The organism is Methylobacterium sp. Leaf456 (genome assembly GCF_001425465.1).
In the GTDB taxonomy this organism is placed as follows: domain Bacteria; phylum Pseudomonadota; class Alphaproteobacteria; order Rhizobiales; family Beijerinckiaceae; genus Methylobacterium.
On record NZ_LMQV01000006.1, the window covers coordinates 89,463 to 103,493 of the forward strand.

At 69.7% G+C, this 14,031-nt stretch carries 14 protein-coding genes; 7 read left to right on the top strand and 7 right to left on the bottom strand.

Annotation, left to right across the window (positions count from 1 at the left end; translation table 11 throughout):
* Positions 1 to 54 precede the first annotated feature (54 nt).
* Positions 55 to 1,332: a dual-specificity RNA methyltransferase RlmN gene (gene rlmN / locus ASG52_RS07355; protein WP_056241088.1), complete on the top strand. Its 1,278-nt coding sequence runs from the start codon at positions 55 to 57 to the stop codon at positions 1,330 to 1,332.
* 133 nt (positions 1,333 to 1,465) lie between these two features.
* Here the strand turns inward: rlmN and ASG52_RS07360 are convergent, their stop codons facing one another.
* The 6 genes from ASG52_RS07360 to ASG52_RS07385 form a co-directional block, all read right to left on the bottom strand.
* Positions 1,466 to 1,777, bottom strand: coding sequence for a hypothetical protein (locus tag ASG52_RS07360; protein WP_056241092.1), 312 nt, complete (start codon positions 1,775 to 1,777; stop codon positions 1,466 to 1,468).
* 186 nt (positions 1,778 to 1,963) lie between these two features.
* Complete coding sequence (panB, locus tag ASG52_RS07365) at positions 1,964 to 2,788, bottom strand: 3-methyl-2-oxobutanoate hydroxymethyltransferase (RefSeq protein ID WP_056241096.1); 825 nt, start codon at positions 2,786 to 2,788, stop codon at positions 1,964 to 1,966.
* Positions 2,789 to 3,124: 336 nt separating this feature from the next.
* Positions 3,125 to 3,511, bottom strand: coding sequence for a thioredoxin family protein (locus ASG52_RS07370; protein ID WP_056241100.1), 387 nt, complete (start codon positions 3,509 to 3,511; stop codon positions 3,125 to 3,127).
* 9 nt (positions 3,512 to 3,520) lie between these two features.
* Positions 3,521 to 4,102: a rhodanese-like domain-containing protein gene (locus ASG52_RS07375; protein WP_056241102.1), complete on the bottom strand. Its 582-nt coding sequence runs from the start codon at positions 4,100 to 4,102 to the stop codon at positions 3,521 to 3,523.
* Between the two features lie 4 nt (positions 4,103 to 4,106).
* Positions 4,107 to 4,922 (bottom strand): quinoprotein dehydrogenase-associated SoxYZ-like carrier, encoded by an 816-nt coding sequence (locus tag ASG52_RS07380; protein WP_056241104.1) that lies wholly within the window; start codon positions 4,920 to 4,922, stop codon positions 4,107 to 4,109.
* A gap of 35 nt (positions 4,923 to 4,957) precedes the next feature.
* Positions 4,958 to 5,887, bottom strand: coding sequence for a quinoprotein relay system zinc metallohydrolase 2 (locus tag ASG52_RS07385; RefSeq protein WP_056241252.1), 930 nt, complete (start codon positions 5,885 to 5,887; stop codon positions 4,958 to 4,960).
* A 193-nt stretch (positions 5,888 to 6,080) separates the two neighbouring features.
* Between ASG52_RS07385 and ASG52_RS07390 the strand changes: the two genes are divergently transcribed.
* The 4 genes from ASG52_RS07390 to ASG52_RS07405 are packed head-to-tail and all read left to right on the top strand — an operon-like array spanning position 6,081 to position 8,363.
* A complete protein-coding gene (locus ASG52_RS07390; protein ID WP_056241106.1) occupies positions 6,081 to 6,671 on the top strand; it encodes a TetR/AcrR family transcriptional regulator in 591 nt (196 codons plus the stop codon).
* The gene (locus tag ASG52_RS07395) at positions 6,668 to 6,964 is read left to right on the top strand and encodes a nucleotidyltransferase family protein (protein ID WP_056241109.1); all 297 of its coding nucleotides are present in this window, start codon (positions 6,668 to 6,670) and stop codon (positions 6,962 to 6,964) included. Before ASG52_RS07390 ends, ASG52_RS07395 begins: the two co-directional genes overlap by 4 nt.
* Positions 6,961 to 7,335 (top strand): HepT-like ribonuclease domain-containing protein, encoded by a 375-nt coding sequence (locus tag ASG52_RS07400; protein WP_156383830.1) that lies wholly within the window; start codon positions 6,961 to 6,963, stop codon positions 7,333 to 7,335. Before ASG52_RS07395 ends, ASG52_RS07400 begins: the two co-directional genes overlap by 4 nt.
* A 35-nt stretch (positions 7,336 to 7,370) precedes the next feature.
* Positions 7,371 to 8,363: a CobW family GTP-binding protein gene (locus ASG52_RS07405; RefSeq protein WP_056241114.1), complete on the top strand. Its 993-nt coding sequence runs from the start codon at positions 7,371 to 7,373 to the stop codon at positions 8,361 to 8,363.
* Positions 8,364 to 8,740: 377 nt separating this feature from the next.
* Here ASG52_RS07405 and ASG52_RS07410 read toward each other — a convergent pair whose 3' ends face one another.
* Entirely contained in the window at positions 8,741 to 9,010 is a 270-nt protein-coding gene (locus tag ASG52_RS07410; protein WP_056241116.1) for a hypothetical protein, read from the bottom strand.
* A 300-nt stretch (positions 9,011 to 9,310) separates the two neighbouring features.
* On the opposite strand from ASG52_RS07410, the gene ASG52_RS07415 reads away from it, so the two are divergent.
* Positions 9,311 to 10,687 (top strand): O-antigen ligase family protein, encoded by a 1,377-nt coding sequence (locus tag ASG52_RS07415; RefSeq protein ID WP_156383831.1) that lies wholly within the window; start codon positions 9,311 to 9,313, stop codon positions 10,685 to 10,687.
* Between the two features lie 4 nt (positions 10,688 to 10,691).
* Complete coding sequence (locus ASG52_RS07420) at positions 10,692 to 13,982, top strand: ATP-binding protein (protein WP_056241120.1); 3,291 nt, start codon at positions 10,692 to 10,694, stop codon at positions 13,980 to 13,982.
* Positions 13,983 to 14,031 lie beyond the last annotated feature (49 nt).

Genomic DNA, 14,031 nt, shown 5'->3' on the forward strand with positions numbered 1-14,031 from the left:
TTCACGGCGAATCCGGGTATACGAGAAAAATTCCAGAGTCTTAAGGTCACTTCCATGGCGACGGCGTCGTTCGACTCCGCCGGGCGCGCGGCGCGCCCCGTTTCCCCGATCGAGAAGGCCCCCGAGGTCACGGCGCTGTCGGCCCTGCCCGGCCGCAAGCGCTCGCTCGTCGGCCTCTCCCGCGCCGACCTGAAACAGGCGCTGCTCGACATCGGCGTCACGGAGCGCGAGACGCGGATGCGCGTCTCCCAGGTCTGGCACTGGATCTACGTGCGCGGCGCCCGCGAGTTCTCGGAGATGACCAATGTCGGCAAGGGGCTGAAGGCGCAGCTCGCCGACGCCTACACCCTGGAGCGGCCCGAGGTCGTGAGCGAGCAGGTCTCGCGCGACGGCACCCGCAAGTGGCTGCTGCGGATGGCGCCGACCGGCGCGCACGACCACAACCGCGGCGCCGAGATCGAGTGCGTCTACATCCCCGGCGACGACCGCGGCACGCTCTGCGTCTCGTCCCAGGTCGGCTGCACGCTGACCTGCTCGTTCTGCCACACCGGCACGCAGCGCCTCGTGCGCAATCTCTCGACGGCCGAGATCGTGTCGCAGCTCGTGATCGCCCGCGACGCGCTGGGCGACTTCGCCGGGCAGATGCCGAGCAAGGACGGCGGCGAGGTCGGCAGGCTCGTCACCAACATCGTCTTCATGGGCATGGGCGAGCCGCTCTACAATCTGGATGCCGTGATCGACGCGGTCGCGGTGATGTCGGACCAAGAGGGGCTGGCCCTGTCGCGGCGGCGCATCACGGTCTCAACCTCCGGCGTCGTGCCGCAGATCGAGCGGCTGGGGCTGGAAGCGAACGCCATGCTGGCGATCTCGCTGCACGCCGTGCGCGATACCTTGCGCGACGAGCTGGTGCCGCTGAACCGCAAATACCCGATCGAGCAGCTCTTGGAGGCCTGCCGGAACTATCCGGGGGTGAGCAATGCGCGGCGCATCACTTTCGAGTACGTGATGCTGAAGGGCGTGAACGACTCGGACGCGGATGCGCGCGCCCTGGTGCGGTTGCTCAAGGGGATTCCGGCCAAGATCAACCTGATCCCGTTCAACCCCTGGCCCGGCTCGAAATACGAGTGCTCGGACTGGGAGCGGATCGACCGCTTTTCCGAGATCGTCTTCAACGCCGGCTACGCCTCGCCGGTCCGCACGCCCCGCGGTCGTGACATCCTGGCGGCCTGCGGCCAGCTCAAGAGCGAGACGGAGAAGATGCGCGCCCGCGCCCGGATGCTGATGGAAGAGGGTTTGGGGGCCGAAGGGTTTTACGCCGGCGGCGAAGATTAGGGCATCGGCCTGAAAGGTGTGAACCGGCTTGCGAGAAAGCCGACGCTTCAGGTGCCTTTCCGCCCTTCATCCTATTCTCATCCTGAGCTGACGCCCGCCGTCTCAGGATGAGGGAAGGAGGCGGCGGCGCCCCCTACCGCACCGAGTTCTCGCCGTTGTTGCGCTGGACGCAGCGGTAGCCGGCAAAGCAGTAGGGCTGATCGAGAGTCGGCTCGAAGGCCGGGGCGGAAGTCACCTCGTTCCGGCAGGCGCCGCTCTCGTGATACACGGTCTCATAGGCGGTCGGGCTCGAGGCCAGCACGACCCGGCCCCGCTGCGCCACGATGCCCCGCACCGCTGCGCAGGACAGGGCCGGAGTGAACGGCCGATCCAAGCCGACCGGCTGGGCCGCGGCCGAGCCGGCCACGAAACCGGCGAGCAGGAGGACGAAGGCCGGGCGCATCATGGTCGGGGCTCCGGGTCGGGCCGAGTGATTTGCGCCGACGATCCGGCGCGGCGCAAGCTGGGTCCGGGCTCGGGCTCCGCCCGCCGGCCACCCCGCGCCGGGCGGGGGAACAGAACCGCGCCGGCCAGCGCTCCGAGCAGGCCCGTCCATCCGATCCGCCACAGGCTCATCGCGGTCTCCTCGGGCTCAACGCGGGGCGTAGGTGTGCTCGTCCGCCGGAAAACGGCCTTCACGGACTTCCTCGGCGTAGAGGCGCACCGCGCCCTCGATATGTTCGCGCAGCGACCCATAGCCCTTGACGAATTTCGGGGCGCGCTCGCTCAGGCCCAGCATATCTTCGAGCACGAGGATCTGGCCGTCGCAGGCGCTGGTGGCGCCGATGCCGATCGTGGCCGCCGTCACGGCCGGGTCGGTCGCGATGGCGCGGGCCACCGGCTCGACGATGCCTTCCAGCACGATGGCGAAGGCGCCCGCGTCGCTGATGGCGCGGGCATCCGCGATCAGGCGCGCCTCGTCGCCCGCGCCGTGGCCCTGAACCCTGAAGCCGCCCATCGTGTTCACCGACTGCGGAGTGAGGCCGATATGGCCCATCACCGGCACGCCGCGCTCGGTCAGGAAGGCGACGGTGTCGGCGAAGCGCGCCCCGCCCTCCAGCTTGATCGCCCCGGCCCCGGTCTCCTTGAGGACGCGGGCGGCGCTGAGGAAGGCCTGCTCGCGGCTCGCCTCGTAGGAGCCGAACGGCATGTCGACGACGACGAGCGCCCGCGCGGTGCCGCGCATCACGGCCTGGGCCTGGACGATCATCATCTCCAACGTCACCGGCAGGGTCGATTCCATGCCGTGCATCACCATGCCGAGGGAATCACCCACGAGGATGAAGTCGCAATAGGGATCGAGGATGCCCGCCGTGTGGGCGTGGTAGGCGGTCAGCGCGATGATCTTGCGGCCGTCCGCCTTGCGCTTGGCCAAGTCGATCGCCCTGAGGCGATGGGACTGGACGTGCTGCGACATGGCTTGCCATCCGAAGGCTGCGTTCCGGCCCGCCGGAACCGTCATGGGAGACGGAAGGCTATAGCCCGGTTCGCGCCGGCGTTCGACGCCGTGTTCAAGCGGAAAATTGTGGCCCGGAGGCACCTGCCTCCTGTTGCGGTGGCGTTTGCCGCCCCGCGCGCCCGTTATTCGGGCGTTTCCTCCCTAGACTTCGGACCGCCTCCGGGCGTGCCGTTTTTCCGCCACATCCGACCCGGTGTCAACCGTCCCCGGCTGTCATAAGGGGTTTGAAATTGCTCGAATTTCGAGCTCTGCCGGAATTCTGTCGAAAATGTGACAAATGATGGTGGCGGGCGTTCAGAGCGCCTTCTCCAGAAGCTGCTCGATCCATTCGGGTTGGGTCTCTCCGACGGATCGGCCGACTTCGGCCTTGCCCTTGTAGGCGATCAGCGTGCTCTGCATCCGCGCCTCGAACCGGCGTACGAGATCGCGCTGGCTGTCGAAATCGATGGTGAAGACCGCCAGATCCTTGAACCGCGGCTCGGCGGCGAGCGTGGCCAGGATCGGCTTCTGCGTCTTGCAGATCGGGCACCAGGGCGCCGAAATCTGCACGAGGATCGGCCGGCCCGCCGCTTGCGCCGCCTCGAAGGCGGCGGCGTCGAACGGCGCGGGCGCGGCGGCCCGCGCAGCCCCGGCGAGGATCAGGGCGGCGGTCAGCGCAAGGGCGTGGCGGCGGGTCGGCATGGGAAGAACCTATCGCTCGGGCGGGGCGCCCGCCGCGCCCCATTGCGGGTCGGGCTTGACGGCGGCGGTGTCGTGGTCGTCCTGCCAGCCCTCGACGCCCCCTGGGAACCAGTAGACGCGGGTGAAGCCAGCCGCCACCAGCCGCTTGCCGGCGTTCCAGCTGCCCCAGCATTCCGGGCGGCAGAAGGTGACGACCGGTTTCGCCTTGTCGCCGCCGGTCAGCGCCGCGACGCGGGCCAGAAACGCCTCCTCCTGCGCGGGCGGCAGAGGCGCCTCGCCCGCCCCCGGCAGCCAGACGGCGTCGGGCAGCGAGCGGTGGGTCGGCAGCCAGGGGCGGTTCGCCGGAAAACCCGCGGGCTTGCGGTCGGCCAGCACCACGTCGAGCAGCACGGGCTTTTCCGGCAGCAAGCCCTCAAGCCCCTTGAGGTCGAGCACGGTCGCCCCTTTCAGGGTCGCGGGCGTGTAGCCGTGCGAGGGGCCGGTATAGAGCCCCTCGGGCTCCGGCACGTTCACCGGCGAATCGGCCGGCCCCACCGCCCCGAGCATCAGCCCGAGCGCGACGAGAGCGGCGGTTCTGGCAAGCGCCCGCATGGCGTCAGTTGCTCGCCGAGGGCAGCTCGAAGCTGTGCTCCCAGCGTCCGCCCTGGTTGTCGGAGGCCGCGACCTTCACCGGGCCCTTGCCGTCGCCCTTGATCCCGAAATGGATCACCGGGTTCGAGGCGATGGAGATGTCGCCGGCGAGGTTGAACACGAGCTGGTCGCCATGGGTGACGTCGAGCTTCTCGATGTAGCGGGCCGGCGTGTAGTCGCGGGTCACTTGGTTCATCTGCATGCCGGAGAAGTTGGGGTGGCGCACCATCAGGGTCGCCTCGACCGGCTTGCCGCCTTGGGCCTCGCCCGAGAACTTCATGCGCATGTCGCCCATGCCCTTCATGGCCTCCTCGTCGCTCATGCCCATCGGGGCCGAGCAGCCGCCGGACGCCTTCACGAACTTGGCCGACTCGATCAGCTTGCCGTCCTTGGTCTCCACCACGGCGTGGACGTTGGTGTAGTTGTTCACCCGCACCCGCATCTTGATCTCGGCCGGGTCGGCGGCCGGGCCGAAGGTGAAGTGCGCGGCGTAGGGCGACGGGTTGTCGTCGATGATGAAGTAGAGGCTCTTGACGTTGTCCCCGTCGGCGAGCGTCAGGCCGATCGGTACCAGCGAGGCGTCCAGCGCGCGGGCCGGCGCGTCGATCTTCACCGCGGCGTCGTTCGCTTCGACCGTGCGGTCGCCGAAGATGGTCTTCTTGATCTCGGCCCAGCGGGCGCCGCGCTCCTCGTCGGAATCGGTGGCGCCGGCCAGCACCGGCACGGGGGCGAGCGCGGCGGCCGAGAGGGTGAGGCTGAGGGCGAGCAGCAAGCGTTTCATGGTCGGTCTCCTTCCCGGATCATTGAGGGGCGGGATCACTCCCACTCGAGTTCTTGGTAGGCCTGGGTGACGTTGCGACCGTTATAGGTGTCGAACAGGGCCCATTGGTCCTTCTCCCCCTGCGCGATCGTCGTCACCGCCGTCTCGATAGGGGTGTCGGCGGCGACCGCCTTGCGGGTCTCGTCGCGCATCGTGGTGAGATAACGCGCGAGATCGCCGATCGCGGGCGCGAACTTCACCCGCGTCGGGCCGTGGCCCGGCACGGCGTCGGTCGCGCCCATGCTCTTGAGCCGCTCGATCTCCTTGAGCCAGCCGATCAGGCTGCCGTCGAGCGACGGGATGCGGCCGACGAACAGGAGGTCGGCGGGAAACAGCAGGCCGCTGCCGGAATCCAGCATCGACAGGTCGCAATTGGTATGCGCCGTGCCGTGCGCCGTGAGCGTGAGTTTGCGGTCGCCCAGATCGATCTCGGCCCCGTCCTTCACCTCCAGGGTGGGGTAGACCACCGTGCCGGCCCGCTCCTCGCCGAGGATGTCGGCGAGCCGCTTGCGGTAGAACTCGCCCCGCGCGTCGAGCGCGCCGCGGAGCGCCGCGTGGCCGACGAAGGTCGGGTTGTCGGCCTTGAAGGCGGCGGCGCCGAAGACGTGGTCGGGATGCACGTGGGTCAGCATCACGTATTTGACCGGCTTGTCCGTGCGCTTGGCGATCTCGGCGCGCAGCCACTGCCCGTCGGCCAGGCTGCCGCCGGATTCGGTCACCAGCACCCCGTCGCGCCCGACGATGAAGCCGATATTGGCGATGGCGTCGTTGTTCTCCGGGCTCGCCTCGGCATCGGGGCCGCGGCGGATGAAGATGCCGGGCGCGACCTCGTCCATGGAGAAGGACTCGGCGGTGCGCCCGAGCGTCGGCAGGCAGCACAGGCACAGGCCGCCGAACAGGGCCTGCCTGCGGGTCGCGGCACTCATGCCGCGCTCCCCGGCTCGCTGCTCCGGCAGGCGTACCGCCATGTGCCGTCTCCTCCCGATCGCTCGGTGATATATTGCCATCCATCTAGTAGGTAGATTTATTGTGCGTCAAGTGCGATGGTGATTCCGAGGCAGTTCGGGCCATCGCGTTTGCGTGATCGGCCTTCGAGGTTGATGGACTGACGGACGGACGATGAGAGACACGCGCGCGTCGCTCCTCAGCGAGGCCGAGATCCTGGTGCGCGGCCGGGGCTATTCGGGTTTCAGCTACGCCGACCTCGCCGAGGCGGTGGGCATCCGCAAGGCCAGCATCCACCACCATTTCCGCACCAAGGAAGATCTCGCGGGCGCGCTGATCACGGCCTACGCGGCGCGCTACGACGCGGCGCTCGCCGACATCCTGGCCGAGAGCCCGGACGGCGTGGCGCGGATCGAGGCCTATGGCCGGCTCTATCTCGGCGGGGTCGAGCAGGGGCTCGGCTGCCTGTGCGCGGCGCTCGCGGTCGAGCTGGAGACCCTGCCCGAGGCCTTGAGGCGGCAGATCGCGGCCTTCTTCGAGGGGCATATCGCCTGGCTCGAGCGGGTACTGGCGGAGGGCGTCGCCGACGGCAGCGTCCGCGCCGGGATCGGCCCGCCGTCGCACGCCCGCATGGTGGTGGCGACGCTGGAGGGCGCGCTGCTGCTGGAGCGTTTCTTGGCGGGGCCCGAGGGGTTCGGGCAGGCGCTGGGGGCGTTGAGCGCGGGTTTGCGGCCGGTTCGTCCGGGCGTAGGATCGACGGCATGAACCGGACGACCGCCCTCGACCATCTCCGGGCCAGCGCCGACGCCGTGCGGAGCTTCGGCGCCACCGGGCTCTACCTGTTCGGCTCGACGGTGCGGAACGAGGCCGGCGCCGAGAGCGACCTCGACCTGTTCGTCGATTACGATCCGGGCAGCCGCTTCAACGCGTTCGATCTCGTCGGCATCAAACTGCTGCTGGAGGACCGCCTCGGCCTCGCGGTCGACATCGCCACCCGAGACGGCCTGCATCCACGCCTGCGCGAGCGGATCGAGGCGTCGGCGGTCCGCGTGTTCTGATGCCGCGGGACTATCGTCATGCGCTGGACGACATGCTCGCTGCCCTCGACGGGATCGCGCAGGCGACCGCCGGAAAGAGCTTCGATGAGTTTCGCGGCGACTGGCTGCTGAAACACGGGATCGAGCGCGGCATCGAAATCATTTCCGAGGCCAGCCGGGCGCTTCCCGATCCGATCAGGGCGTTACAGCCCGACATCCCGTGGCATCAGGTGCGGGCGATCGGCAACGTGCTGCGCCACGAGTATCACGGCCTGTCCGACCGGATCGTCTGGAACGTGGTGGTGGACGCACTGCCCCGCCTGCACGCCGTCGTCGGGGCGCTCCGGGCGCATGCCCCCGACCTTCCATCGGGCCCCGCTGATACAATATGACAGCCTCAAGCCCCCATCACAGCACAAGCGCCCCGATGTCCGACGCATCCCCCCTCACCGCCTCCTCGTCCCAAAAAATCCCGGTGACGGTGCTCACCGGCTATCTCGGGGCCGGCAAGACGACGCTGCTCAACCGCATCCTCACCGAACAGCACGGCAAGCGCTACGCCGTGATCGTCAACGAGTTCGGCGAGATCGGCATCGACAACGACCTCGTGGTCGGGGCCGATGAGGAAGTGTTCGAGATGAACAACGGCTGCGTCTGCTGCACCGTGCGCGGCGACCTGATCCGCATCATGGACGGCCTCGTGAAGCGCCGCGGCAAGTTCGACGCGATCATCGTCGAGACCACCGGGCTCGCCGACCCGGCCCCCGTGGCCCAGACCTTCTTCGTCGATCAGGACGTGGGCGAGGCCGCCCGCCTCGACGCGGTGGTGACGGTGGCCGACGCCAAGTGGCTCATCAACCGGCTCGCCGACGCGCCGGAGGCCAAGAACCAGATCGCGTTCGCCGACGTGATCCTGCTCAACAAGTCCGATCTGGTCTCGGGGGAAGACCTCGACCGGGTCGAGGGCCGGATCCGGGCGATCAACCCCTGGGCCAAGGTCCACCGCACCCAGCGCTGCGACATCGCCCTGGATCAGGTGCTCGACCGCAACGCCTTCGACCTGTCGCGCATCCTCGACATCGAGCCCGACTTCCTGGAGGAGGGCCACCACCATCACCACGACGAGCAGATGCAGTCGGTCTCGGCCAGGATCGACGGGCCGGTGGACCCGGAAAAGTTCATGCCCTGGATCTCGAACCTGACCCAGGTGCAGGGGCCGGACATCCTGCGCTGCAAGGGCATCGTCGCCTTCCCCGACGAGCCCAAGCGCTTCGTCTTCCAGGGCGTCCACATGATCCTCGACGGCGACGTGCAGGGCGAGTGGGGCGCGGACGAAAAGCGCGTCTCCCGCGTCGTCTTCATCGGCCGCAACCTCGACCCGGAGGCGATCCGGCAGGGGTTTTTTGATTGCAAAGCGTGATGGGGCGGTCGGCGTCGAACGGCGCCTCCAACCAAATCCTCTCATCCCGCGGTGGAGGCGCAAAGCGGCGCCCTCGAAGGAGGGTTCCAGCGTATCGCACGAGCCCTGGAGCCCTCCTTCGAGGCTGCTTCGCAGCACCTCAGGATGAGGGGGGATGGGATCAAGTCGCCCTGAACCCCCAAAGCAAAAGGGCCGCCCCTCGGCGGCCCTTTCTCATGTCGTGACGGCCCTTGTCGTCAGGGGGCTTGCCGTCAGGGGTTCAGCAGCGCGTGCGCCGTGCCGATCGCCGTGGTCGCGAGACCGAAGGCGAAGACGCCGATCATCGCGTAGGAGATTGCCTTCCTCAGCATCGGCCGGCTCTCGTCTCACGCATCCGATCAGCAGCGGTAGCCGCCCGAGGTCTGGCCGTACTGCTTGACCGGGAAATGCTGCTGGTTGGCGTTGCCTTCGGCAGCCGAGCTCTGCGGGCAGCTCGGGGCGGCGTAGGCCGGGCCGTAGCCGTAACCGCGCACGAGCGAGCCGGTGGTCTCGATCTCGTAGGGGACGGCGTAGCCGGTGTAGCGACCGCCCCAGGTCTGAGCCGTGGCGGCGAGGGGGGCGGCGCCGAGAACGAGGGCGGCGACGGCGGCGGCGATGCGAGTCTTCATGGTTTGTCAGTCTCCGGTGAGAGGCCGACCCGGTCGTCCGGGCCGTTGCGTCTTCGATGAACTGAATATGGGGCGCCCTTTGCCGGCATGACGTGTCTCCCCGCACGCGCCGACGCGGATTAAATTTTTCCTCGTCTCCCCGAACTTGGAACACTCTTCCCAAGGGGGTCCCAAGCCAAAGGGGGTCCCAAGGGTGCCCCGGCGGGCCCGTTGGGCAAACCTCAACCTTTCGGTGGTGTGATCCGGCTCGGCGACGGGCCAGCGTAGAGTGGCCCGCGCCCCGGAGTTGCGTTGGCGTCGATGACCACAGCGAGCCTCACGGCCCCGCTCCCGCGCTGGCGCGAAGGCGCCTGGGCGGGGATTCCCGCGATCCGGGTGATCCACAGTTTTGCCGGCGCGATGCACGCCGCCTTCATCTTCTTCGCCTGCTTCGCCTTCTCCGACGCCTCGCCCTACGACCTCATCGCGCTCCCGACGATGCTGCTGTGGCTGGCGCTCGGTGTCCGGCTGCACCGGGGGGCGATGCCGCTGGTGTTCCTGCTCGCCCTCTACCTGTCGGCGATCGTGGTGGCGCTCCTGCCCTATGTCAGCGAGCCGCTGCCGCTGACCTGGACGATCCAGCTCGGCTACCTCGTCGTCACCGCGGTGTTCTTCGCGATGCTCTACGCCGAGGACACGCGGAGCCGGCTCGATCTCGCGCTGAAAGCCTACACGGCGAGCTGCGTGCTCTCGGCCGCGCTCGGCATCGTCGGCTACCTGCAGCTGCTCGGCATCGAGGACCTGTTTTCCCGCTACGGCCGCGCCTCGGGCACGTTCCAGGACCCGAACGTGTTCGGCTCCTACCTGATGCTCGGCACCCTCACCCTCGTCCACGGGCTGCTGACGGGCCGCGGGCGCCATCCGGTGCTGGCGCTGGCCTGCCTGCTGGTGATCCTGGCCGGCACCCTCCTGTCCTTCTCCCGCGGCTCCTGGGGCGCCACCCTCGTCTCCACCAGCTTGATGGTCGGCTTCGTCTTCGTGACGAGCCGGTCGCGGGCGATGCGGCGGCGCATCGTGGTGCTCGGCCTCGTCACCGCGGGCCTGGGTGCTGCGGCGCTCGTCGGCCTGCTGTCGATCGACAGCGTCGCCAAGACCTTCGAGTCGCGCGCCACCGTCACCCAGGACTACGACGAGGGCGAGACCGGGCGCTTCGGCAACCAGATCCGCGGCATGTCGATGCTGCTGGACGAGCCGCTCGGCATGGGCCCGCTGCGCTGGCGCCAGATCTTCAATTTGGAGCCGCACAATTCCTACATCGGCAGCTTTGCCAACGGCGGCTGGGTCGGGGGGGCGGTGTTCATCGTGCTGGTGGCCGCGACCACCTTCGTCGGATTCCGCCTGATGGCGCGGGCCTCGCCCTATCGCCCCTACGCGCAGATCGTATTCCCGGCGCTCCTCATGTTCTTCGTCCAGGCGATGCAGATCGACGTGGAGAAGTGGCGCCACGTCTACATGATGCTCGGCATGGTCTGGGCGCTGGAGGCCGCGCGCCTGCGCTGGGAGACGCTCGGAGGCCGCGATCACGATGCGTTGCTCCGCGGCCCCCATGTGGCGGCGGCAGGGGACGGGCGTGACGGCAACGGCTATGCTGGCGTGTCGCACCCGCACGGGCGGGCGGCGGCGCCGAGAGAGAGATGAGCCCGTGAGCACCCCGTCGGCGAGCGAGGCCGAGCGCCTCGCGGCGCTCCACGCGCTGCACATCCTCGACACCGATCCGGAGGCGCATTTCGACGCCGCCTGCCGGACGGCGCAGCGCCTGTTCGGCGTCGCCACGGCCTACGTCTCGCTGATCGACGCCGAGCGGCAATGGCTGAAGTCCTGCACCGGCTCGATGGCGCTGCCGCCGCAGCGGCCCCGCGACGGCTCGATCTGCACCCACACGATCGAGCAGGACGGGGTGCTCGTCATCCCCGACACCCGCCGCGACCCGCGCTTCGCGGGCGGCGACCTCGGCGAGGGCGCCTCGCGGATCGTGTTCTACGCCGGCATCGCGCTGAGCCTCGGCCCCGGCCTGCGGATCGGCTCGCTGTGCCTGATCGATCCCAACCCGCGCCTCTTCTCCGCCGAGGACGAGACGGCTCTGCGCGACCTCGCCGAGACGGTGACGGCGCATCTGCGGCTGCACCGGGACAACGTCGCGCTCGCCCGCGAGGCGGAGCTGCGCCGGGACCACGAGAGCACGATCCGGGCGCAGAGGGTCGAGATCGAGCAGCGCCGGGCCGCCAACGCGCTGCTCAGCATGGCCGAGCAGGTGGCCGAGGTCGGCCATTGGCGGGTCAACTTCACCGAGCCGCGGCCGCGCTACTCCGACAGCCTGCTGCGCATCGCCGGTCTCGCCCCGGACGCGCCGCCTCCGGCCCTGCCGGACCTGTTCCACGCCGACGACCGCGCGGCGGTCGAGGCGGCGCTGGCGGCGGCCCTGGCCAAGGGCGGCGATTTCGAGTTCGAGGCCCGGCTCGCCCGCCCCGACGGATCCTCGCGTGACGTGATGGTGCGCGGCACCTGCAAGCGCGAGGCGGGCCGCATCATCGGGCTGTTCGGCCTCCTGATGGACGTGACCGACCGGCGGCGCATCCAGACCGAGATCCGCCGCAGCGAGTTGCGCTACCGCAGCCTCGCCGACACCCTGCCGCTTCTGGTCTGGACCGTCGATCCCGAGAACGGCGCGGCCACCTACGCCAACGCCCGGTTCGAGGGCTATTACGGCCCGATCGGCCCGGACCGGCTGGAGCGCGTGGCACGCAACCATCCCGACGACGCGCCGCTCCTCGACGCGGCGTGGCGCTCGGCGCGAGCCACCGGCCGGGGCTATGACGGGCAGTGGCGGCTGCGCGGGCGCGACGGCGCCTATCGCTGGCACAAGCTGACCATGACCCCGGTCCACCACCCGGCCGACGGCACGGTGATCGAGTGGATCGGCACGGCGCTCGACGTCGATGAGATCGTCACCGCGCGCCTCGCCGTGGAGGAGACCGGCCGGCTGCTCGGCATCGCGCTCGAGGGCGCGGGCGCCGGCACCTTCGACTGGGACATGCGCACCGGCACGATGACGCTCTCGCCCGAGAGCCTGCGCCTCTACCGCCTGCCGGAGGCCGGCGAATCCCGCGGCCTGACCACGGCCGAGTGGACCGCCACCGTGAACCCCGACGACGTGGTCGAGACCTGGGACCGCATCCACCGCGCCATCGACAGCCACGGCCGCCTCATCGCCGAGTTCCGCGTCGGCCCGACCTGGCTCTACGCGTCCGGCCGTACCCTCTACGACGGCAACGATCGGCCCTACCGGATGATCGGGCTCAACCTCGACGTCACCGAGCGCAAGGCGGCGGAGGCGGCGCTCCGCGCGCTGACCGACGAGGCCCAGGCCGCCCGCGCCGAGGCCGAGCGGGCGAGCGCGGCGAAAAGCGAGTTCCTGGCCTTGATGAGCCACGAGATCCGCACGCCGCTGAACAGCATCCTCGGCTACGCCGACCTGCTCTTGGATCGCACCGACCACGGCCCCGAGGACCGCCGCCGCCTGGAGTTGATCCGGGTCTCGGGCGAGGCCTTGCTGACCGTCGTCAACGACGTGCTCGACGTCTCCAAGATCGAGGCGGGCCGGCTCGAACTCGATCCGGTCGCGTTCTCGCTGCGCGACCTCATCGACGACACCGTCGCGATCATGCGCGGCGGCGCCCTCAAGAGTGGGCTGACCGTGGAGGCGCGCATCGATCCGCGCCTGCCCGAATCCCTCAAGGGCGACGCCGACCGCCTGCGGCAGGTGCTGTTCAACCTGCTCAACAACGCGGTGAAGTTCACCCCCGCGGGCTCCGTGACGCTCACCGTGCGCGCCGAGGGACCGGTGCGCCTGCCCACCGGCGAGGCGGCGGAATCCTTACGCTTCGAGGTGCAGGACACCGGCATCGGTATCGCCGAGGCCCAGCAGGATCGCCTGTTCAAGCGCTTCAGCCAGGTGGACGGCTCGATCAGCCGGCGCTTCGGCGGCTCGGGGCTCGGGCTCGCCATCTGCCGCGACCTCGTCACGATGATGGGCGGCAGGATCGGCGTCGAGAGCCGGGAGGGCGCGGGCTCGACCTTCTGGTTCACCCTGACCCTGCCGCTCGCCCAACCCCGCGCCGCGCCGGCGCCCGTGCCGCCCCCGGAGCGGGCCGCGCTCCCGGCGCCGGCCAAGCGCGGCGCCCGGCTGCTGCTCGCCGAGGACGTGATCCTCAACCAGGAACTCGCCCGCGCCGTGTTGGAGGCCCGCGGCTACCGGCTCGACATCGTCGGCGACGGGGCAAAAGCGGTCGCCGCCCTGGAGGCGGAGGGCGACGACCCCTACGCCCTCGTCCTGATGGACCTTCAGATGCCGGTAATGGACGGGCTGACCGCGACCCGCCGCATCCGGGCGCTCCCCGGCCCGATGGCGCGGGTGCCGATCGTCGCCATGACGGCCAACGTGCTCGACGAGCAGGTCCGCGAGCTGATCGAGGCCGGCATGGACGACCATGTCGGCAAGCCGTTCAAGCGCGCCCACCTCTACGCCGTGATCGAGCGCTGGCGCGGCCAGGGCGCCGCCCGCCGGACCCACGAGGCCATCGCCCCGGCCCCCACTGTCCCGATCCTCGACCACGAGACCTACGCCACCGTGCGCGACATGATGGGCCGCGAGCGCGTCCTCGCCCTGCTGACGCTGCTGGAGGCCGAACTCGACCACCGCTTCGCCTCCGCCGCCGCGATGGCCGAGACCGACCTCGACCGCACCCAGCTCGCCTACGACGCCCACGCCATGGTGGCGGCGGCGGGCGTGCTCGGCTTCGTCGGCATCTCCTCGCTCTGCCGCGAGATCGAGACCGCCTGCCGCAGCGGCGGCGACGTCCTCCCCCTGATCCGCCACTTTTCGGCGTTGCGCCGCGACACGCTGGGGACCATTCGGGCGCTGAAGGCGGCGTAAATCCCCACCATCTTCATTCCGGGGCGCCGCAGGCGAACCCGGAATCCAC

Coding starts and splice junctions, on each gene's coding strand:
- rlmN (WP_056241088.1), top strand. CDS start 55: ATGGCGACGGCGTCGTTCGACTCCGCCGGGCGCGCGGCGCGCCCCGTT.
- ASG52_RS07410 (WP_056241116.1), bottom strand. CDS start 9,010: ATGAAGACTCGCATCGCCGCCGCCGTCGCCGCCCTCGTTCTCGGCGCC.
- ASG52_RS07380 (WP_056241104.1), bottom strand. CDS start 4,922: ATGAAACGCTTGCTGCTCGCCCTCAGCCTCACCCTCTCGGCCGCCGCG.
- ASG52_RS07360 (WP_056241092.1), bottom strand. CDS start 1,777: ATGATGCGCCCGGCCTTCGTCCTCCTGCTCGCCGGTTTCGTGGCCGGC.
- panB (WP_056241096.1), bottom strand. CDS start 2,788: ATGTCGCAGCACGTCCAGTCCCATCGCCTCAGGGCGATCGACTTGGCC.
- ASG52_RS07415 (WP_156383831.1), top strand. CDS start 9,311: ATGACCACAGCGAGCCTCACGGCCCCGCTCCCGCGCTGGCGCGAAGGC.
- ASG52_RS07375 (WP_056241102.1), bottom strand. CDS start 4,102: ATGCGGGCGCTTGCCAGAACCGCCGCTCTCGTCGCGCTCGGGCTGATG.
- ASG52_RS07390 (WP_056241106.1), top strand. CDS start 6,081: ATGAGAGACACGCGCGCGTCGCTCCTCAGCGAGGCCGAGATCCTGGTG.
- ASG52_RS07385 (WP_056241252.1), bottom strand. CDS start 5,887: ATGAGTGCCGCGACCCGCAGGCAGGCCCTGTTCGGCGGCCTGTGCCTG.
- ASG52_RS07370 (WP_056241100.1), bottom strand. CDS start 3,511: ATGCCGACCCGCCGCCACGCCCTTGCGCTGACCGCCGCCCTGATCCTC.
- ASG52_RS07395 (WP_056241109.1), top strand. CDS start 6,668: ATGAACCGGACGACCGCCCTCGACCATCTCCGGGCCAGCGCCGACGCC.
- ASG52_RS07405 (WP_056241114.1), top strand. CDS start 7,371: ATGTCCGACGCATCCCCCCTCACCGCCTCCTCGTCCCAAAAAATCCCG.